Annotated in this window: 20 protein-coding genes; 15 read left to right on the forward strand and 5 right to left on the reverse strand. The window is 46.9% G+C overall.

Annotation, left to right across the window (positions count from 1 at the left end):
* Positions 1 to 210: 210 nt before the first annotated feature.
* From MSG35_RS11050 to MSG35_RS11065, 4 genes are all read right to left on the reverse strand, one after another.
* Positions 211 to 1,533, reverse strand: coding sequence for a CoA-disulfide reductase (locus MSG35_RS11050; RefSeq protein ID WP_248383919.1), 1,323 nt, complete (start codon positions 1,531 to 1,533; stop codon positions 211 to 213).
* A 77-nt stretch (positions 1,534 to 1,610) separates the two neighbouring features.
* A complete protein-coding gene (locus MSG35_RS11055) occupies positions 1,611 to 3,017 on the reverse strand; it encodes a cation:dicarboxylase symporter family transporter (protein ID WP_248383920.1) in 1,407 nt (468 codons plus the stop codon).
* A gap of 34 nt (positions 3,018 to 3,051) precedes the next feature.
* Complete coding sequence (locus MSG35_RS11060; protein ID WP_248383921.1) at positions 3,052 to 3,435, reverse strand: RidA family protein; 384 nt, start codon at positions 3,433 to 3,435, stop codon at positions 3,052 to 3,054.
* Positions 3,436 to 3,459: 24 nt separating this feature from the next.
* On the reverse strand, positions 3,460 to 4,125 hold the full coding sequence (locus MSG35_RS11065) for a PAS domain-containing protein (RefSeq protein ID WP_248383922.1): 666 nt from the start codon (positions 4,123 to 4,125) through the stop codon (positions 3,460 to 3,462).
* A 596-nt stretch (positions 4,126 to 4,721) separates the two neighbouring features.
* Here MSG35_RS11065 and phnC point away from each other — a divergent pair.
* The 14 genes from phnC (at position 4,722) to MSG35_RS11135 (ending at position 16,088) form a co-directional block, all read left to right on the forward strand.
* Positions 4,722 to 5,534: a phosphonate ABC transporter ATP-binding protein gene (gene phnC / locus MSG35_RS11070; protein ID WP_017067518.1), complete on the forward strand. Its 813-nt coding sequence runs from the start codon at positions 4,722 to 4,724 to the stop codon at positions 5,532 to 5,534.
* 17 nt (positions 5,535 to 5,551) lie between these two features.
* Positions 5,552 to 6,547 carry a phosphonate ABC transporter substrate-binding protein gene (gene phnD, locus MSG35_RS11075; protein ID WP_050621794.1) on the forward strand — a complete coding sequence of 332 codons (996 nt, stop codon included), beginning with the start codon at positions 5,552 to 5,554 and terminating at the stop codon, positions 6,545 to 6,547.
* Between the two features lie 60 nt (positions 6,548 to 6,607).
* Positions 6,608 to 7,387, forward strand: coding sequence for a phosphonate ABC transporter, permease protein PhnE (gene phnE, locus MSG35_RS11080; protein ID WP_048612996.1), 780 nt, complete (start codon positions 6,608 to 6,610; stop codon positions 7,385 to 7,387).
* Positions 7,388 to 7,455: 68 nt separating this feature from the next.
* On the forward strand, positions 7,456 to 8,151 hold the full coding sequence (gene phnF / locus MSG35_RS11085) for a phosphonate metabolism transcriptional regulator PhnF (RefSeq protein WP_248383923.1): 696 nt from the start codon (positions 7,456 to 7,458) through the stop codon (positions 8,149 to 8,151).
* Complete coding sequence (gene phnG, locus MSG35_RS11090) at positions 8,152 to 8,598, forward strand: phosphonate C-P lyase system protein PhnG (protein WP_248383924.1); 447 nt, start codon at positions 8,152 to 8,154, stop codon at positions 8,596 to 8,598.
* Positions 8,599 to 8,673: 75 nt separating this feature from the next.
* Entirely contained in the window at positions 8,674 to 9,294 is a 621-nt protein-coding gene (phnH, locus tag MSG35_RS11095) for a phosphonate C-P lyase system protein PhnH (protein WP_248383925.1), read from the forward strand.
* Entirely contained in the window at positions 9,279 to 10,400 is a 1,122-nt protein-coding gene (locus MSG35_RS11100) for a carbon-phosphorus lyase complex subunit PhnI (protein WP_061038551.1), read from the forward strand. The genes phnH and MSG35_RS11100 overlap by 16 nt, the downstream gene beginning before the upstream one ends.
* Entirely contained in the window at positions 10,397 to 11,317 is a 921-nt protein-coding gene (locus MSG35_RS11105; protein WP_048612809.1) for an alpha-D-ribose 1-methylphosphonate 5-phosphate C-P-lyase PhnJ, read from the forward strand. Before MSG35_RS11100 ends, MSG35_RS11105 begins: the two co-directional genes overlap by 4 nt.
* Positions 11,314 to 12,141, forward strand: coding sequence for a phosphonate C-P lyase system protein PhnK (gene phnK / locus MSG35_RS11110; RefSeq protein ID WP_017066704.1), 828 nt, complete (start codon positions 11,314 to 11,316; stop codon positions 12,139 to 12,141). The genes MSG35_RS11105 and phnK overlap by 4 nt, the downstream gene beginning before the upstream one ends.
* A gap of 10 nt (positions 12,142 to 12,151) precedes the next feature.
* Positions 12,152 to 12,877, forward strand: a complete 726-nt coding sequence (gene phnL, locus MSG35_RS11115; RefSeq protein ID WP_052879137.1) for a phosphonate C-P lyase system protein PhnL — start codon at positions 12,152 to 12,154, stop codon at positions 12,875 to 12,877.
* Between the two features lie 15 nt (positions 12,878 to 12,892).
* Complete coding sequence (phnM, locus tag MSG35_RS11120; protein WP_048609049.1) at positions 12,893 to 14,026, forward strand: alpha-D-ribose 1-methylphosphonate 5-triphosphate diphosphatase; 1,134 nt, start codon at positions 12,893 to 12,895, stop codon at positions 14,024 to 14,026.
* A gap of 3 nt (positions 14,027 to 14,029) precedes the next feature.
* The gene (phnN, locus tag MSG35_RS11125; protein WP_248383926.1) at positions 14,030 to 14,686 is read left to right on the forward strand and encodes a ribose 1,5-bisphosphokinase; all 657 of its coding nucleotides are present in this window, start codon (positions 14,030 to 14,032) and stop codon (positions 14,684 to 14,686) included.
* Positions 14,683 to 15,450, forward strand: a complete 768-nt coding sequence (gene phnP, locus MSG35_RS11130) for a phosphonate metabolism protein PhnP (protein WP_248383927.1) — start codon at positions 14,683 to 14,685, stop codon at positions 15,448 to 15,450. Before phnN ends, phnP begins: the two co-directional genes overlap by 4 nt.
* The gene (locus tag MSG35_RS11135) at positions 15,447 to 16,088 is read left to right on the forward strand and encodes a DapH/DapD/GlmU-related protein (protein ID WP_248383928.1); all 642 of its coding nucleotides are present in this window, start codon (positions 15,447 to 15,449) and stop codon (positions 16,086 to 16,088) included. The genes phnP and MSG35_RS11135 overlap by 4 nt, the downstream gene beginning before the upstream one ends.
* A gap of 83 nt (positions 16,089 to 16,171) precedes the next feature.
* On the opposite strand, the gene MSG35_RS11140 is transcribed toward MSG35_RS11135, so the two are convergent.
* Positions 16,172 to 17,506: an MATE family efflux transporter gene (locus tag MSG35_RS11140; protein ID WP_048609046.1), complete on the reverse strand. Its 1,335-nt coding sequence runs from the start codon at positions 17,504 to 17,506 to the stop codon at positions 16,172 to 16,174.
* A 330-nt stretch (positions 17,507 to 17,836) separates the two neighbouring features.
* Between MSG35_RS11140 and MSG35_RS11145 the strand changes: the two genes are divergently transcribed.
* Entirely contained in the window at positions 17,837 to 18,952 is a 1,116-nt protein-coding gene (locus MSG35_RS11145; protein WP_052879141.1) for a hypothetical protein, read from the forward strand.
* Position 18,953 lies beyond the last annotated feature (1 nt).

Here is an 18,953-nt window from a genome sequence, read left to right on the forward strand (position 1 = left end):
CCCGTTACCATCCCATTCGCCCCACCACTATTGAAAAGCCCGCTGAGAAATCAGCGGGCTTTTTTTCGTCTTGAGTTTGGTAAACAAAGCTGCAGGTTACCCGTTGCTTAAGCATCGGTGTTTTGGCGTTAAGGCACTAAAAAAGCAGAGCGAATTGCTCTGCTTTGATCTCTAAATGAATATGCTTTGGGACTTGTATAATCAGCTCGCTTACTTAGCGACGTTACCTGCCACGTTTAGAGCATCCCATGTACGTGAAAATGGGGGAGCGTAACAGAAGTCCATGTAGCCTAGTTGTTGAGTCGTCATCTTCGCGGTGATAGCTACCGCTAGTGCGTTAATACGGCCAACCGCTCCTTTCTTACCTACGATCTCACCACCAAGTAGAACGTTAGTCTCTGGGTGATAAACCAACTTCACCTTAATGTCTTCTTGGCCTGGGTAGTAATCCGTTTGGTTCTTATCTGAAATCGTTGATACTTTCACATCTAAGCTGTGTTCTTTCGCCAGAAGTTCAGATACGCCTGTACACGCCAATTCGTAATCGAGTACTTTCAAACAAGACGACCCCAAGAAGCCCGACATGTAAGTGTCTTTTCCTGCTAGCTTGTCTGCCATCATGCGTGCTTGTTTGTTGGCTGTGGTTGCTAGAGGAACATAAACGGGTTTGCCTAGTGCCATATGATGGACGACGGCACAGTCACCTACAGCATGGATGTAAGCATCTTCAGTAGCACCATATTCATTTACCAACAACGCGCCATTTGCGGCTTTTGGTAGTTCGAATGCTTCAGTGTTTGGTTTGAAGCCGAGTGACAGGATCACGATATCAGCTTCTACATTACCGTTATCGGTTTCTACGATGTAACCACCGTGCTCGGCATCGCGAATCGCAGACACGCTGCAACCTATTTTAAGCTCTGCACCGGATTCTCGAATCGCACCTTCAACTACTTCAATGATCTCTGGGCTGAACTGACGGCTCATGATGTGTTGTTCACGTTCGATAATCGTCACGTGCTTATCTAAGCCATGTGCCGCATCGAAGACTTCCAGGCCGATAAAGCCTGCGCCAATGACACACACGCGTTGTTTACTATCGTCTTTAAGCGCTTGTTTGACTGCTAAGCCATCTTCCATGCTTGTTAGTGTGTATACGTGTTCTGGATTGAACTCACCGAATGATGGAACGATCGGACGTGCGCCTGTCGCAATCACTAACATATCGTAATCGATGATGCTTTCTTCATTTTGGTGACGTACCGTAATTTGCTTTTCATTGCGGTCGAACGACACCATTTCTGTTTCTATACGTACATCCAAGCCAGATTTAATGGCTTGTTCTGGCGTGCGAGAAATCATTCGTTCGGTGTCATCAAACATGCCGCCTGCAAAGTAGGGAAGACCACATGCACCAAAAGAGATGTAGCTACGCTTATCTAACACGATGACTTCGTCTGATGGCTGATTACGTTTGTATTTTGCTGCGAAACTCATACCAGCGGCGCTACCGCCTATAACAACAACTTTCATATTTACTACCTAAATAACCTGAACTCAGGAAAATCAGAAGAGCACTCAAGCGGAGTGCTCTTGATTAAGTTTGAGAATTATACTGCTGCTTCTTTTGATACTGTCGCTGTAACGTCAGCGTCGTATTGTTCTGTGTTTAGCGAGCCGTTTTTCTTAGCCGTTAGAACACCAGACAACATAGAGCCTGAGATGTTTAGCGCTGTACGAGCCATGTCAATTAGCGCTTCGATAGACACCAGAATCGCTACTACTGTGATGTCTAGGCCCATGATGGTCAGTACTGCTACTGCTGCGAACGTTGCACCGCCACCCACACCCGCGATACCGAATGAAGCAATCGCGATAACAGCAATCAGTTGTAGGATAAAGCCTAGGTCAACTGGCATACCCATTACTTGTGCCGCCATGATTGCTAGCATTGCAGGATAGATGCCCGCACAGCCGTTCTGACCGATACTGGTACCGAACGTCGCTGACATGTTTGCTGTTTCTTCGTCTACACCTAGGCGTTGAGTTTGTGTTTCAACGTTTAGCGGGATAGCCGCCATGCTCGAGCGAGAGCCAAAGCCAAACACTAATACTGGCCAGATTTTCTTCATGAACTTAGCAGGAGACAGGCCGAACATTGACACCATCACGAAATGGATGCCAAACATCACGCCAATTGCTACGTAGCTTGCTAGAAGGAAGCGTCCCATCTCTGCAAGTGCGAACAGGTCGTTGGTCATCATGAACGTAGTCATCAGAGCGAATACACCGTAAGGCGTTAGCTTCAGAATTTCACGTACCATTGAAAGCACCACTTCTTTTGCAGAGTTGATGAAATCAACGAAGTTTTGCACTTTCTCTGGCTTACGGTTTTTCACTTGAAGGATACAGTAACCAAGGAACATACCGAACAGTACAGTTGATAGCGTAGAAGTACGTTGAGAGCCCGTTAGCATGTCGAAGATGTTGGTTGGAATGATAGACAGAGCCATACCAGACAGACCGCTGCTCGCCATTGCATCTTGTGTTGCTACCAGTGAATCACCGCGAGCTTCAATCGCACTGTTTGTGCCGATAGTGTTTACTAGCGCGTTCGCATCGATACCAAATAGGTAAATACTTGCGATACCAACGGCTGCTGAGATTGCACAAGTGAAAAGTAGAATACCGATGATCTTTGGTGCGATACGAGATAGCGCACCACCGCCTTCAACGTTCATGATCGAAGAGATCATCGCCACGAATACAAGTGGGATAACGATCATTTGTAGAAGTTTGATGTAGCCTTTACCGAACACTGAAATCAGTTCAGCAAAGCCAGATGTCGCAACGTTACCGACACCAAACACAAGTTGAATAGCGCCACCGAACAGTAAGCCAGCAGCAAGCGCACTCAGTACGCGGAAGTTAAAACTTTTCTTTTGCTTTTTGAAGTTCGACAGCAGTCCGTAGAACCCAAAGAACAGTACGCTTAATCCAATAAATGAAACGCTCATGAGAATCTCCTATACCCATTAATACCTAAATCGGTTATTTTTTGTATGCGATGGCTTCAACTTCAACCAGTGCGTCTTTTGGTAGTCGTGCTGCTTCAACACAAGAGCGAGCAGGTGCGTTCTCTGTACCAAACACCTCTGTGTACACTTCGTTAAAGGCAACAAAGTTTTCCATGTCAGATAGGAAGCAGGTTGTCTTCAATACAGTGTCCAGTCCTGCATTACTTGCTTCTAATACAGCTCTTAAGTTTTCTAGAGACTGACGAGCTTGCTCTTTGATGCCGCCCTCAACAAACTGCATCGTTTCTGGAACGAGAGGTAATTGACCTGATGTATAAACCATGTCGCCGTAAGACGTACCTTGTGAGTAAGGGCCGATAGCTGCAGGTGCTTGTTCAGTGGCAATGATCTGTTTCACGATGTAACTCCTAAATTATTGGTTTTATTCTGATTTAAATTCACGGATAAACTTGTAAACCGCCTGTCGGCTGATCCCAAGTTGCTCTGATACTTGAGTAGTCGTCTCTTTTAGCTCAAATACGCCGTTATCAAATAAGCAACGGATGATGGCTTTATTGCGACCTTTGGAAGAAATCGTCTCGTCTTGGTCAACTTCTTTAATGGCTGAACTCAATGCTTGTTGAATCACATCATTTGCATTGTTGCTGAAGGTCTCGCTGACAATGGCTTGAGGTACATTGCACTGCGGCATTAGCGTCTTGACGATTTCTGGAAATGGGAAAGATAAGTTCATGTTGATACACAGCATGCCGATCGGTTTTTGCTGTGGACCAGCCAATACACAGGTGGTCGATTTCAGTAGGGAACCGTCTGCTGCGTTGGTGAAATAGCTCTTTGGAGAAACTTCGCCAGTTTTCTCGAATGTACTCCACATGCGTAAACCTAAATCGGTGATAGGCGAGCCGATTTCACGACCTGTGTGATGACCATTGACGATCTTCACGACAGAGTTTTCTAGGCTTTCAAAGGAGTGAATGACCACTTCGCAGTAAGGGCCAATCAAGTCAGCAATTGTGTCCGCCAAGCGGAAGTAATTGTTTAAACATTCTCTGTCTTCATCGGTGAATCGGACTTGTTTTACATTCATGATTTCGGTTTACATTTTTGAACTCAATGACTGAAATCTACTCCTTTGGTGGTATTTCCACAATACGCAGTAAACTTCTGTAAACCTGACGTAAACGTCTAAAACATCAACAAGTCGTAAGTTTTAGAGCTAAATCACGAACGAAATTTGAACGTGATCACTCGAAATAGGTAAATTAGGTTTAATTTTTTAAACTTCATCAAGGTTTACATATTTAAAACCAAAGATTGCATTTTTGAAGGCTTTAATGATCTAGAACAAATTTTCGATTGAGGTGAAACGAGCATTCCATAATGGGATGCTTTTTTATATGTGAGCTTGTTAGTTATTGGAGGTGTGTATCTATCGCTTGGAGAACACCAAGACGCAGCGATGTTTATTGCGCTTTTTATTGTCAAATTACTGTGAATTACCTCCGTATATAAGTTGATATTCTCCCGCAAATTCCTTGATTTTTTGGTATTTAAAACAGCGAGTTAAGCTTGTCTAGACAAGTTGGCTGACCCCTTGAAATATTTCATTTCTGCAAATAAACCGACACGTAACTTTAATATTCAAACGTCAAAGTGGCCTTAAATCAAACAGGGACATTGACGATGAATAACATCATTGAAGTTAAGAAGGTCAACAAAACATTCGGTTCGAACAAGGCACTGAATGGCATCAATTTGACGATTACCAGTCGTAAGATGACGGCGCTACTTGGCCCGTCTGGTTCAGGTAAATCTACACTGCTTCGTCACTTAAGCGGTCTGATCATCGGAGATAAAAGCACCGACTCTCAAATTAACGTGCTTGGCCAAACGGTACAGGCGAACGGTAAGGCAGACAGCAATGTCCGCGACATCCGTGCGCAAGCGGGTTACATCTTCCAACAATTCAATCTCGTTAACCGCTTATCTGTGATGACCAATGTACTGATTGGCGCACTGAGCTCAACACCTAAGTGGCGCACTCTGACGGGTATTTTTACGGTTGAACAACAGCAAGAAGCGCTTGAAGCACTGCGTCGCGTTGGTATGGAAGATTTTGCAGGCCAACGCGTTGGTAACCTATCTGGTGGTCAACAACAGCGTGTCGCAATTGCACGTGCGCTGATGCAGAAAGCCAAAATCATTTTTGCCGATGAGCCAATTGCTTCGCTTGATCCAGAATCAGCACGCATCGTGATGGAGCTGCTTACGGATATCAATCAAAAGGAAGGTATTCCTGTCATCGTAACACTCCACCAAGTCGACCACGCTCTTAAGTATTGCGAAAACATCATCGCGCTTAAAGACGGCCAAGTGTTCTACGAAGGAAAGAGTGCGGAACTGACTAAGCCTCAGCTTGAAGATCTATATCGTTCTAAAAAATCGACAAACACGCCACATATTCAACCTAACGACGTGCTCGCTGCGTCTTTTTAAGTATCAGGGAATTTAAGATGTTTCATTCAATGAAATCAGGAATTAAGAAGGCAGTGACACTAGCAACCGTGTTGATGACGACACTCACTGCTGGCCACGCTTTTGCTAAAGATTCGATTAACTTTGGCATCATCGCTACCGATGCACAACAAAACTTGCGTAGCCGCTGGGAGCCTCTTTTGGATGACCTAGGTAAAGCGTTAGGCATGCCAGTGAACGCCTATTTCGCACCCGATTACGCAGGCATCATTCAGGCACAACGTTTTGGCAAAGTGGATTTTGCTTACTACGGAAACAAGGCGGCAATGGAAGCTGTTGACCGTGCCAACGCTGAAGCCTTCGTTCGTTACATCGATGAAGATGGCTTACAGGGTTATTACAGCTTACTGATTGTTAACGCTGAAAACGACAACATCAACACGCTTGAAGATGTTCTAGAGCAACACAAAACACTCAAGCTTGGTAATGGCGATCCTAATTCGACTTCGGGCTTCCTCGTTCCGAACTTCGAAGCATTTGCCAACAATGGCATCTCCGCGAATGACTTTCACCGCAATGTGACCGCAAGCCATGGCGCTAACGTGATGGCCGTAGCGAATAACCAAGTCGATGTCGCAACTAATCACACCATGAGCCTTATTCGCATTGAAGATCAGAACCCTGAGCTGTTTAGCAAGCTGAAGGTGGTTTGGCAGTCAGAGCTTATTCCATCAGACGTGATTACCTACCGTAAAGACTTAGATGAAGGCTTGAAACAAAAGGCGCGTGATTTCTTCGTGAGCTACGGCGAACAGCCTGAGCAGCTTAAAAACCTAAATCAACTGGCTTGGTCTGGCTTTGCTGCTACAGATAACAACCAACTACTGCCTATTCGTCAAATGGAAGCGTTTAAGAAGCTGGTTGAAGCGGAAAACAACAGCAACCTTAGCGAGAAAGTGAGAGCCGATCGTATGGCGCAATACCAAGCCGAAATCGACCAGCTGCAAACAGAAATTGATGCGCTGAAAGGTTAATCCAATTCCCCTGCGCCGCTGTGGGCGGCGCTATAAAAGAGTATGAGAACAATGACTGCAATGACTCAACGTTACGAGCCTTCATCAAAGCTGTCGATTAAAAACGGCGTGATTGCTGTGATAGCACTACTGGTCCTTAGCTGGGCGTGGCAAGGCGCGGAAATGGCACCAATGATGTTCTTTGAACACCCAGAGAACATGGTTCAACTAGGTAAAGACTTTTTCCCAGCTGACTTTAGTGAAAGCAATGTCTACTTAACCGAAATGCTAGTGACGATTCAAGTGGGCATTTGGGGAACCGTGTTATCGATTCTGTTAGCGATTCCATTCGGCATTCTGAGTGCTGAAAACCTGATGCCGAGCTGGGTGACATTTCCAATTCGTCGATTGATGGACTGTTTACGCGCTATCAATGAAATGGTGTTTGCAATGCTGTTTGTCGTGGTTGTCGGATTAGGGCCATTTGCAGGCGTGATGGCGTTGTTCATTCACACAACTGGCGTGCTTGCCAAGCTCTTTGCCGAAGCGATTGAAGCGATTGAACCCGGACCGATGGAAGGTGTGAAAGCGACAGGCGCGAATCCTATCGAAGTGATTCTTTACGGCGTAATTCCACAGGTGTTACCACTTTGGATTTCGTACTCACTGTACCGCTTGGAGTCGAACATTCGCTCGGCAACGGTTGTCGGCATGGTTGGTGCAGGCGGTATCGGTGTGCTGCTTTGGCAATCTATTTCAGGTTTCCAGCTGCAACAAACCGCAGCAATCATGGCGATTGTTATCGTGACGGTAAGCATTATCGACTTCGTTTCTCAAATCATCCGTAAGAAGTTTATCTAGGCATCTCAGATGCCTATTTAACCAAACTTGTCTAGATAAGTGATTGAATTTTAGGAAAGGAAACCCTTATGCCCGTTTACTTAGATATTGCCTCAGAGCTTGAAAAGGAAGTGAAAGACCACTTTGTGCCAGGTGACTACTTACCCCCTGAATCCAAATTGGCTGAGCGCTTTGCAGTAAACCGTCACACGCTTCGCCGCGCAGTCGATGAACTCGTGTCAACGGGCTTGATTCAACGCCACCAAGGCAAAGGCAACATGGTGATTCGTCAGCCAAGTGAATATCGACTTCACTCAGGAGCGCATTTCACCAAGAACCTGATTGAGCAAGGCGCGATGCCAAGATGTGAGGTGCTTCAGTCTCGTCTTATCAATGTTTCTCCCAAGATTGCGGGCTACTTGGAGATTGAAGAGGGGAGCAAGGTTATCCACATCCGTACCCTGCGAAAAACCGGAGATACACCGAGAACCATCATCGACCACTACCTACCCAATGTGGCGTGGTGGCCGATTCTCAAGAACTTCACCAACGGTTCTTTGCACCAATTTATTCAGCGTGGCTTGGAAACTGATTTAGAGCGAAAAGAGACTCGAGTGGGCGCGAAAATCCCAACCAATGAAGAGTGTCGTTTGCTGCAAATCAGCACCAGTACACCGCTACTCAAAATTAAAACCACCAACGTAATCAAAGGCACGCAAGTGATAGCGGAATTTTCAAGTTCGAACACCCGTGCCGACGCAACCGAAATTGTAATGGAGCACTAAATGACAGCTTTGAAAGAGCGACAAAAGTGGATGTCAGTACTCGCGCAGAGCCAGTTCTCAGAATTGAAAACGCGCTGGGAAGCATTAGGGCTAGACGCAGAATACGCAATGGTTCGCCAACCAGAGATTGGTTTAGCACAAGTGCGTGCACGTATGGGCTCAACAGGCCGTCAGTTCAACATGGGGGATGTCACGGTTACTCGCGCCGTCATCAAGCTAACGAGTGGAGAGCTTGGTTACAGCTACCTACAGGGGCGAAGCAAGCCTCATGCAGAGCTAGCAGCAGTCGTCGATGCCCTGATGCAAAACGGACAGCAAGCTGAAGTGATCAACACGCAACTCATAGAGCCTTTGGCAGCGATGAAACATGAACGAGACAGTCAACGTCGCCAAGAAGTGGCTTCAAGCAAAGTGGACTTTTTTACCATGGTTCGAGGTGAAGATTAGCTTCGCAGGTAAGCAAAAGAACTACATGTCATTCAAGAATAAGATTAACGAATTAAACAGGTTAGAACGAATTCAATGAGTATGATTTCTCCTGCATTTCAAGATGCAGTTCATGACAGTCAGCAGTGCTTTCGATTGCTGCTCAAGGCGATGTCTGAACCCGGTACCGTCGTAACACTAAATCGTTGCGAAGGCTTTGGTTCGATGATGAGTGCAACCGCTCAAACGCTACTTTCCATGGCTGACAATGCAACGCCGATCTGGCTATCTTCGACATTAAAAGCTGATCACGCGGTCACTGAAAACATCAAGTTTCACATTGGCGCACCGATTGTCGCACAGACTCAACAAGCGAGCTTTGCTGCGATTTCAGCCCAAGATCTAGATGATGTTGATTGGTCAGAACTGACATTCAATCTCGGTAACGAAGAGTACCCAGATACCTCAACAACAGTTGTGATAGAGGTTGATAGCTTAACGTCTGGAACTGAGCTGTCTCTGAGTGGCCCGGGTATTCAAAGTGAACAAGCTGCGTTTTTTAGAGGATTGTCGGCGGGTTTTATTGCTCACCTTAAAGAACGTCAATCATTGGTGAAGTTCCCATTAGGTGTCGACTTTATCTTTGTGGCGAACCAGCAAGTGCTGTGTTTGCCTCGTACAACTAAAGTGGAGGCGACAACATGTACGTTGCTGTAAAGGGTGGAGAAAAGGCCATTAGTCTGGCGCACCAACTGCAAGCGAAGAAGCGTCGCGGTAATCCTGAATTACCAGAATTAAGCGTTGAACAGATTCAAGAGCAGCTGTCAGGTTCGGTAGACCGAGTGATGACGGAAGGCGGAATTTATGACAAACAACTCGCGGCATTAGCCATCAAACAAGCCGCGGGCGATTTGGTTGAAGCTATCTTCCTGTTGCGAGCTTATCGCACCACGTTACCTCGCCTGATCACTGCGCAACCCGTTGATACCAATACAATGCGAATTGAACGTCGTATTTCAGCAACCTATAAAGATTTACCGGGCGGTCAGATCTTAGGCCCAACCTACGATTACACGCACCGCTTATTGGATTTCAGCCTACTTGCCGAAGGTGAAACACCGCAGATCCCCACGCAAGATGTGACTGACTCTGAACCTTGCCCTCAGGTGCTAGGCATTCTTGAAAACCTCGACATGATGTTGACCGAAGAAGATGACCAACAAGTACCAGAAGACATCACCATGAATCCAGTGAACTACCCATGTAACCGCAGTGCACGCCTACAAAACTTGGTGCGCGGCGATGAAGGTTTCTTATTGGCACTGAGCTACTCAACCCAACGTGGTTATGGTCGTAATCACCCATTCGCAGGCGAGATTCGTACCGGTTTCTCAACGTTATCGATTGAACCTGAAGAGCTAGGTTTTAGCATCGACATTGGTGAAATAGAGCTGACAGAGTGTCAGATGATCAATGGCTTTGTTGGTAATAAACAGAACAAAGCTAAGTTGACTCGCGGCTACGGCTTAACATTTGGTGCGACTGAGCGTAAAGCAATGTCGATGGCATTGGTTGACCGTTCTTTGCAAGCCGCAGAATACGATGAGCCCGTGGATGGCCCAGCTCAAGATGAAGAGTTTGTGCTTTCTCACTCAGACAACGTAGAAGCCGCAGGCTTTGTCTCTCACCTTAAACTTCCTCACTACGTCGATTTCCAAGCAGAACTGGAACTGCTGAGAAAAATGCACAAAGAGCACGATGAATTGATGGCTCAGCCAGGTAATGACGAACAAGGTAATGGCGTACAAGGAGGTCAGTCATGAACACAGCAACGCTTAATGCACCGGTAGGTAACGCTTCAGCGACATTCAATGCTGAAGAAACAGCATCTCAGAGCCCAGTAGGTGCGACGGGTTACAACTACGGCTACCTTGATGAGCAAACCAAGCGCATGATTCGTCGTGCTTTGCTTAAAGCGGTTTCCATTCCAGGTTATCAAGTGCCATTTGGTGGTCGCGAAATGCCAATGCCTTACGGTTGGGGAACGGGTGGTGTGCAGATCACCGCTGCAATAATCGGCCAACCTGACACACTAAAAGTGATCGACCAAGGTGCAGATGACACAACAAACGCCGTGTCGATTCGTGAGTTCTTCAAGTCCATCGCCAGTGCAAATACGACTGAAAAAACGACGGAAGCGAGCATTATTCAGACTCGTCACCGTATCCCTGAAGTTGATCTTCAAGAAGATCAGATCTTGGTGTATCAGGTGCCGATCCCAGAGCCGCTGCGCTTTATTGAGCCTCGTGAAACTGAGACTCGTAAAATGCATGCACTGCAAGAGTACGGAATCATGCACGTCAAACTGTATGAAGACATCGCTCGTTTTGGCCACATCTCAACAGCTTACGCTTACCCAGTGCGAGTAAACGATCGCTACATCATGGATCCATCGCCAATTCCTAAATTCGATAATCCAAAAATGGACAATATGGCCGCATTGCAATTGTTTGGCGCGGGTCGTGAAAAGCGTATTTACGCCGTTCCCCCTTACACCAAGGTTCAAAGTCTAGATTTTGAAGATCACCCATTTGAGATTCAACAATGGGACGAGCCATGTGCGATTTGTGGTTCAACGGATACCTTCCTTGATGAAGTCGTTATGGATGACCAAGGCTCACATATGTTCGTGTGTTCAGACACGGATTACTGTCGCGAACAACAGGAGAACAACGCATGAACGCTGTGACGAACATGAAACACGAATGGAACCAGTCAGAGCAGCCTCTATTGTCTGTCTCTAATCTCACCAAGCTTTATGCGCCGGGTAAGGGCTTTCAGAACGTATCTTTTGACCTTTTCCCCGGTGAAGTGTTGGGTATTGTGGGTGAGTCGGGTTCGGGTAAAAGTACCTTATTGAAGTCGCTTTCAGGTCGTCAAACACCAGACAGCGGTGAAGTGATTTACTTGCGTGGTGACGCGGATAAGCAAATCTCACAACTGGAAGATTTATACCAAATGGCAGAAAGCCAACGTCGTCACTTGCTTCGCACAGAGTGGGGCGTGGTGCACCAACACCCAATGGATGGCTTACGTGGCCGAGTATCGGCGGGCGGCAACATTGGTGAGCGCCTAATGGCAGTGGGCGAACGTAACTATGGCGAAATTCGTGAGAAATCCGCGAAATGGCTCGGTGATGTTGAGATCCCAACAGATCGAATGGACGACATGCCGACGACTTTCTCTGGCGGCATGCAGCAGCGATTACAGATTGCTCGCAACCTTGTGACTCATCCGAAGTTGATCTTTATGGATGAGCCAACTGGCGGTTTGGATGTGTCGGTACAGGCTAAGTTGCTCGATCTTCTTCGCCGTTTGGTCACAGAGCTTGAACTGGCCGTGGTGATCGTAACCCACGATCTTGCTGTGGCTCGCTTGCTTGCCCATCGACTCATGGTGATGCGCCGCAGTGAAGTAGTAGAAAGCGGCCTTACTGATCAAGTGCTTGATGATCCTCAACATCCATACACACAACTGCTAGTTTCTTCTGTATTGCAGAATTAAGGACGATGACATGAATACCAAATTAACCGTAAACAACGTCAGCAAAACCTTTGTGCTGCACAATCAAAATGGTGTTGAACTGCCAGTTCTCACTGGTGCGAACTTCTCAGTAGACAGTGGTGAATGTGTGGTTCTGCACGGTCACTCAGGTTCTGGTAAATCAACTCTGTTACGTGCGCTTTATGCCAACTACCTAGTGGACTCTGGCTCAATTAACGTTGTACACCAAGGCAGTACGCTCGACCTTGCGAAGGCAACCCCAAGAGAAATCATCAACGTGCGCAAGCACACCATAGGTTGGGTGAGTCAGTTCTTACGTGTGATTCCACGTATCAGTGCACTGGAAGTGGTGATGCAACCTATGTTGGAAATGGGTGGCTGCGCGCAAGAAGCACAAGAGAGAGCTAAGTTACTGCTGACTCGCTTAAACGTACCTGAGCATTTGTGGCACTTAGCGCCTGCAACCTTCTCAGGCGGTGAACAGCAACGTGTAAACATCGCACGTGGTTTTATTGTTGATTACCCAATCCTACTGCTTGATGAGCCAACGGCTTCGCTTGATGCGACCAACAGCGCAGTGGTTGTGAGTTTGATTGAAGAAGCCAAAGCGGATGGCGCTGCAATCATCGGTATCTTCCATGATGAAGCAACGCGAGATTTGGTCGCTGACCGCCTGTATGACGTGAAGCTACAAAAAGACATTTCACCAAAACAACTCACCACAGCGTGTGCGTAAAGGGAGCTGACGCAAATGATTATTACCAACGTAAATCTGGTGCTTGAAAATGAAGTAGTGCGTGGCTCTGTTGAGCTGCGAGACGGCGTGATTGCCAACATGTCTGACTCTACTAGCCAGCTTCCGGGTGCCTTTGATGGTGAGAATGGCTTCTTGATGCCGGGTTTAATTGAGCTGCATACCGACAATCTAGAGAAGTACTTCACGCCAAGACCAAAGGTAAACTGGCCACCGCTTTCGGCAATGAGCGCGCATGATACTCAGTTGATTGGTTCGGGCATCACCACGGTGCTTGATGCGGTTGCTTTGGGTGACTACCGAGATGGCAATCGCCAAGAGAATCTCGATCAGTTTATTAATACCGTAGCCGAGAGCCAGAAGCGTGGTCTAACCCGTGCCGAGCACCGCATCCACTTGCGCTGTGAAGTGCCGCACTCGACGACTGTTGGTTTGTTTGAGCGTTACGTGAATATGCCAGAAGTCCAGTTGGTGTCTTTGATGGATCACGCGCCGGGTCAGCGTCAATTTGTGAACATTGATAAGTACCGTACTTACTATCAGGGCAAGTACAACATGACGGATGCTGAAATGGCGGTCTACGAAAAAGACCAGGTTGCTCAATCACAGCGTTGGTCGAAACAGAATCGTGATGAGATCACCCGTCAGTGCCGTGATTTGAACATTCCAACCGCAAGTCATGACGATGCAACTAGCGCGCATGTGACGGAATCTAAAGAGTTGGGCATGGTCATCGCAGAGTTCCCAACCACAGTTGAAGCGGCAAAGCGCTCTCACGAATTGGGCTTGAAGGTAATGATGGGTGCGCCAAACGTAATTCGTGGTGGTTCGCATTCGGGTAACGTCGCAGCGCATGAGTTGGCGTCTTTGGGCGTGTTGGATATTTTGTCTTCCGATTATTACCCAGTGAGCTTGTTAGACGCGGTATTTACGCTAGTGAATGATGAGCGCAATAACCTAGATGTAGCACAAGCGGTGCAATTGGCGACATTGAATCCTGCACAAGCTCTTGGCCTAACTGACCGTGGTGTCATCGCGGAAGGTAAGCGTGCTGATCTGGTATTAGCGCATCGTTTGGATGATCACCAGCTAGTATCTCGTGTGTGGCGTGAAGGCAAGAAGGTATTCTAATCCATGTCTAAAGGTCACTCATTTGATGTGAATGGGGTGGTGAACGCTGCCCCTAAAGCTGACAAACCGGGTCAGCTTTATTACGTAATTGGTCCTTCTGGAGCTGGTAAAGATTCAATTATCTCAGCGCTACGAGAGCCGTTTGTTGAAGACTTAGTGGTCGCTCATCGCTACATCACACGTGCGGCCGATGCTGGTGGCGAAAACCACGTAGAGCTCAGTGATGATGAATTCTTCATTCGCTATTCACGCAACATGTTCGCGATGAGTTGGCAAGCGCACGGCATGAGTTACGGCATTGGCCAAGAAGTGTATCAATGGATGGATGCCGGTTTGAGTGTCGTGGTTAATGGCTCACGAGCCTATTTGGATGCGGCAAGAGAGCTGTTTGGCGAACGATTAGTCCCTGTTGTGGTGAGCGTCAACTCCGAGGTGTTAGAAGCACGCTTGCGAGCTCGTGGACGAGAGAGTGAAGCGCAGATAGCCCTTCGCCTACAGCGGGCGGCAGACTATTGTATCGATTCAGCATCAGGCTCATCGGCTCTCAATAATACGCTGTGTATTGATAATAGCGGTACCCTTGAACAAAGCATTGCGCAGTTTGCCCGTTTAAAAGAACAAGCTGAAAGGTTCGCAGAACCCATAGGTGGTGTCGCATGAAGCTAACCATGTTAGGCACAGCCAACAGTGCGATGGTACCGGTTTATGGGTGTGATTGTTCGGTGTGTGGTGCTGCTCTGGAAGACCCAAACTTGAGGCGTGAAAAGTCATCGGCTTACCTTGAACATAATGGTAAGTTTTTACTACTGGATGCCAATGCTCCTGATCTCATGCGCCGTTTCCCTGCGGGCTCGATAGACAAGATCTTATTGACTCATTACCACATGGATCATGTCCATAGTTTGTTTGATCTTCGCTGGGGCGCTGGCGATAAGATCTCGGTGATTTCACCGGATGACCCGCTTGGCTGCGACGATCTTTATAAACACCCAGGTATCTTGGACTTTTCCCTACGAGCACAAGCATTTAAGTCGTTTGATTGGCAGGGAATCACCATCACGCCTCTGCCACTCAATCACTCTAAACTATGTCTTGGTTATTGCTTTGAATTCGAAGGCAAGCGCTTGGCTTATTTAACCGACACGGTAGGGCTGCCAAAGCAAACCGAGCGTTGGCTGAAAGAGTTCCCCGTTGATTGGTTAATTACCGATTGTAATTACCCGCCAATTGAAGACCCTCAAGCTCGAGCCAGCCTAAACCACAACGACTTCCACCATATTTTAGACATCGATGAAACCTGTCGCCCCACAAATCTGGGCTTGATTCACGTCAGCCACCACATGCTTGGCTGGGCTGAGCAACATCCACAAGCCTTTGCAGAGCGACTGCGCATTCTCAACGATGGCGAGGAGATAACCCTATGAGCCAACCACTTTCCCCTACCTTAAACAGTGAACCTAGCGTTGCTGAAAGCAGTAAGTTACACAACGTTGAACTTGGGCGCTGGACTGAAATCGCTGACCGTTGCGTGCTAAATAACGTGAAAGTCGGAGACTACAGCTACATACAAAATGACTGTAATTTGATGTTTACCGAGATTGGTAAATTCACATCCATCGCTGCGGCGGTTCGCCTGAACCCGAGCAATCACCCATGGTGGCGTCCAACGTTGCATCATTTCACTTATCGCCCGGGCAAGTATCAACTAGGTGAAGATCCTACTTCCTTGGACGATGAGGTGTTCTCGTGGCGTGAGGAAGACAAAGTACAGGTTGGACATGATGTGTGGATTGGTCACGGCGTGATTGTGCTGCCGGGTATTACGATTGGCAATGGTTCTATCGTTGGCGCGGGTAGCGTGGTGACCAAAGACGTACCACCATACTCGATTGTGGTTGGTAACCCTGCCAAAGTGCTACGTCCTCGGTTTGACGACCCTAGCTATGCCGAGCGGCTAGAAAGCCTTGAATGGTGGCATTGGAATGATGAAAAGCTCGCTGAGGCTTTGCCCCTTTTCCAAAAAGACTGCGGCGAGTTTTTGAGTCACTTTGAGCAAGTTTAAACTCGATATCCTTTAAATCTTAAAACGAAAAAGCAGCCTAAGTGGCTGCTTTTTAGTTCGTAACGCTCTACCTGTTCAATTACCTATTTGGCTAGCTTAGCTTCGACTTGCCCAAGTGCGCGTTGGTACATAAACCATGCACAAGTGCCGGCAAGTACATTACCGACCATGGCACCCCAGAATAGGCCTTCAATGCCAGCAAGCTGCGAACCAACCCATAAACAAGGTAAGAAGAAAGCAAACAGGCGCAGTGCTGATATCGTCAAGGCAGTATAAGACTTGCCTAAAGCGTTAGAGATAGAAACCATCAGCATACAGATACCCAGTGGTCCTAAGCTAATAGGAACGATCAATAGGTGGTAGTTCAAAATGGTCGAGACTTCGTCTTCGCTAGTCATGAGGTTTGCCAACCCGCCAGAGAACACCCAAGTTACTAGTGCGATCACCAATTGGAACCCTAATACGAACGTCACGGCAATCTTGACGAGCTTGCGTATGTTTTCTAGGTTCTTTTCTCCCAACATTCGGCCAATCATAGGTGGCATTGACATAGTAAGAGCAAGCACTGCAACAATCGAAAAGAATTCAAAACGTGAACCTAGCGCCCAAGCCGCAACGGCTGCAGTACCGTAGCCAGCAAGCAGTTTGGTGGCGAGCATCGAAGAGACTGGTGGCAGCAGTTGACTGATCATCGCAGGCCCCATGATGTTTCCAATAGAGCGAACACTTTTGCCGATATCAAGATCGTGCCAGTCGAATGTCATCCAATGCTTCTTAGTCACCTTCGGAGCAACGATAAAGATACCCGCACCGAACGCCAAGATGGTCGCAATCGCGGCTCCGTTGATGCCCATGTCGAGCGTGAAGATGAAAATCGGGTCCAATATCAAGTTGATGATACTGGTCGCGATCATCATCGAACCGGGCAGCATGGTATTACCATTGGCACGACACACGCTGTAGAAAAAGTAGAGCAGTGCACCTGTCCAAGAGCTTACCAGCCAATAGATCCAGTAAGAATCAATGATCGGCAGTACCGTTGGTGGTGCATCGAGGAGTTGTAAAATAGGACCACGAAGTAGGTAGATGATGACGGAGAACAGCGCGACACTCACGCTGCCCATCGCAACCACTAATCCGCCGAGCTGTTTGGCGTAGCGTATCTCGTTGGCGCCAATCGCTCTCGCAATCACAGCCGTTGTCGCGATGCCTAGCCCGACCTGAATCCCGATAATGATCATCTGAATTGGTAGCGTGAAACCTTGAACCGCGAGCGGCAGTACGCCTAACTGGCCAATAAAAGCACTGTCTACAAGTTGGAAGCTCATCAGGGAGAGCACCCCAAACAGCATTGGCCATGTCATTGTATAGAGTTGTCGGCCAAGAGAAGGCGAGGGAGTTGCGGTCGTAGAATTCATAGCACTCTTATTATTCTTGAAGGTCGATTCACTTTATTGATGAACCTCTCAATGAAGATTTGCGTTAAGGATAACGTAAGGCCCGTAGGATACCAATAAATGACAGGAGATCTATGGGGCGCGAAGATTTCGTGTTCGAGTTGATCGGTTAAATAACTAACTTGTACGGCAAGGTTTTAGTGAGCTAATTTATAGAACCGTATCTCAAACCTCATTTATTTTATAGGCTTATCATTGTTGCTTAATGTAATTCCAGTATCTATAAACTAGTATCGTTTAATAAGCACAGGAGTTGCGTTTAACTAACTCATATTTGAGAGGGAACTAAATATGTCAGGGACAGAAGTCATCCAGATCACCGCAGATCAAGTAAGAAAAAACAAAGCAAAGGTATTGGCGAAGATAAACCAGCAAGGAATCATGTCTCAAGGTTTCCGTTTAGTTAATGTTGAAGACTACAACCAAAGGCTGCAGGCGTTGAGACAGAAGATAGAAAACTTTGACTACTTAAATGCTGCGAACAAGCAACAAGACCAAGTGATATTAGACATCATGACTCAGAAAGAGAAAATTAATGATTACTTGGATGACGCAACGAGCCAAAAGCTTGCCAGTGGGAATTTAGATGCTGGTTCTCGAAATCAGGTTGCAAATGCCACGCTTAAGAAAAAGCAGCTTTTCATGATGTTTATGGAGACGGTTGAAGCACAGGAAGCTCTAAAAGAATACGCCGTTAAAGTTGCTTCTGTCTGTAATGGCACGTTGAAACAACCACCGGGTGCTTACTTAGGGGTTAAAGATTTTCATGGTGCGTTAGATAAAATTACCAATCGTAAACGTCATTATGATATCGGCGATCTAAAAGATGCGGCCCGAATGACGATCGTTTTTGAAACTATGCAAGATATGGTTGCTGCTAAGTCCATCATCGCTCTGTCAACAGAGTTCGACAAGCTCAAGCACCACCAATCGGCGATGAAAGATCGTTATGGCACCAGTAAAGGTGTAAAAGCCAAATATAACTGTGGTGCGACGGATGCCGGATACAAAGATATTAAATTCTTCCTAGAGATGGAAAACGGACACATTGGTGAACTGCAACTTAATACCAAAAATATGATGGTGGCGAAAAAGAACGGCCACATTATTTACGATATTCTGCGTGATGGTGGGACATTGGATAAGCCGTTCACAATTACCAATACAGAGGTACTCGCCAAAGTGTCTCGTAATATGAATGAAAAGTGGTTTAACTTTATGAACACTCGCGTCCCAAAAGCAAAGGAGGACATTGCTAAGGTGCAACTCATCGTTAACCGTTTAAATCAAAACCTCTCCAATGGCATCAATTCGTTGCTTGTGACTTTAGAGGATATCAAAATCCTATCCAGTGTTAGCCTTTGCATCTATGAGCAAGGCGATAATGCGCGAGCGTTGCTTGATTAAC

This window comes from Vibrio sp. 1CM23M, from assembly GCF_023161755.1.
Taxonomy (GTDB): domain Bacteria; phylum Pseudomonadota; class Gammaproteobacteria; order Enterobacterales; family Vibrionaceae; genus Vibrio; species Vibrio coralliirubri.

Excerpts from the sequence above, each read along its gene's own strand:
- phnP (WP_248383927.1), top strand. The coding sequence starts at position 14,683 with ATGAAGCTAACCATGTTAGGCACAGCCAACAGTGCGATGGTACCGGTT.
- phnM (WP_048609049.1), top strand. The coding sequence starts at position 12,893 with ATGATTATTACCAACGTAAATCTGGTGCTTGAAAATGAAGTAGTGCGT.
- phnK (WP_017066704.1), top strand. The coding sequence starts at position 11,314 with ATGAACGCTGTGACGAACATGAAACACGAATGGAACCAGTCAGAGCAG.
- phnG (WP_248383924.1), top strand. The coding sequence starts at position 8,152 with ATGACAGCTTTGAAAGAGCGACAAAAGTGGATGTCAGTACTCGCGCAG.
- MSG35_RS11100 (WP_061038551.1), top strand. The coding sequence starts at position 9,279 with ATGTACGTTGCTGTAAAGGGTGGAGAAAAGGCCATTAGTCTGGCGCAC.
- phnD (WP_050621794.1), top strand. The coding sequence starts at position 5,552 with ATGTTTCATTCAATGAAATCAGGAATTAAGAAGGCAGTGACACTAGCA.
- MSG35_RS11135 (WP_248383928.1), top strand. The coding sequence starts at position 15,447 with ATGAGCCAACCACTTTCCCCTACCTTAAACAGTGAACCTAGCGTTGCT.
- MSG35_RS11055 (WP_248383920.1), bottom strand. The coding sequence starts at position 3,017 with ATGAGCGTTTCATTTATTGGATTAAGCGTACTGTTCTTTGGGTTCTAC.
- phnN (WP_248383926.1), top strand. The coding sequence starts at position 14,030 with ATGTCTAAAGGTCACTCATTTGATGTGAATGGGGTGGTGAACGCTGCC.
- MSG35_RS11105 (WP_048612809.1), top strand. The coding sequence starts at position 10,397 with ATGAACACAGCAACGCTTAATGCACCGGTAGGTAACGCTTCAGCGACA.
- phnC (WP_017067518.1), top strand. The coding sequence starts at position 4,722 with ATGAATAACATCATTGAAGTTAAGAAGGTCAACAAAACATTCGGTTCG.
- phnF (WP_248383923.1), top strand. The coding sequence starts at position 7,456 with ATGCCCGTTTACTTAGATATTGCCTCAGAGCTTGAAAAGGAAGTGAAA.
- MSG35_RS11050 (WP_248383919.1), bottom strand. The coding sequence starts at position 1,533 with ATGAAAGTTGTTGTTATAGGCGGTAGCGCCGCTGGTATGAGTTTCGCA.
- phnH (WP_248383925.1), top strand. The coding sequence starts at position 8,674 with ATGAGTATGATTTCTCCTGCATTTCAAGATGCAGTTCATGACAGTCAG.
- MSG35_RS11065 (WP_248383922.1), bottom strand. The coding sequence starts at position 4,125 with ATGAATGTAAAACAAGTCCGATTCACCGATGAAGACAGAGAATGTTTA.
- MSG35_RS11145 (WP_052879141.1), top strand. The coding sequence starts at position 17,837 with ATGTCAGGGACAGAAGTCATCCAGATCACCGCAGATCAAGTAAGAAAA.
- phnL (WP_052879137.1), top strand. The coding sequence starts at position 12,152 with ATGAATACCAAATTAACCGTAAACAACGTCAGCAAAACCTTTGTGCTG.
- phnE (WP_048612996.1), top strand. The coding sequence starts at position 6,608 with ATGACTCAACGTTACGAGCCTTCATCAAAGCTGTCGATTAAAAACGGC.
- MSG35_RS11140 (WP_048609046.1), bottom strand. The coding sequence starts at position 17,506 with ATGAATTCTACGACCGCAACTCCCTCGCCTTCTCTTGGCCGACAACTC.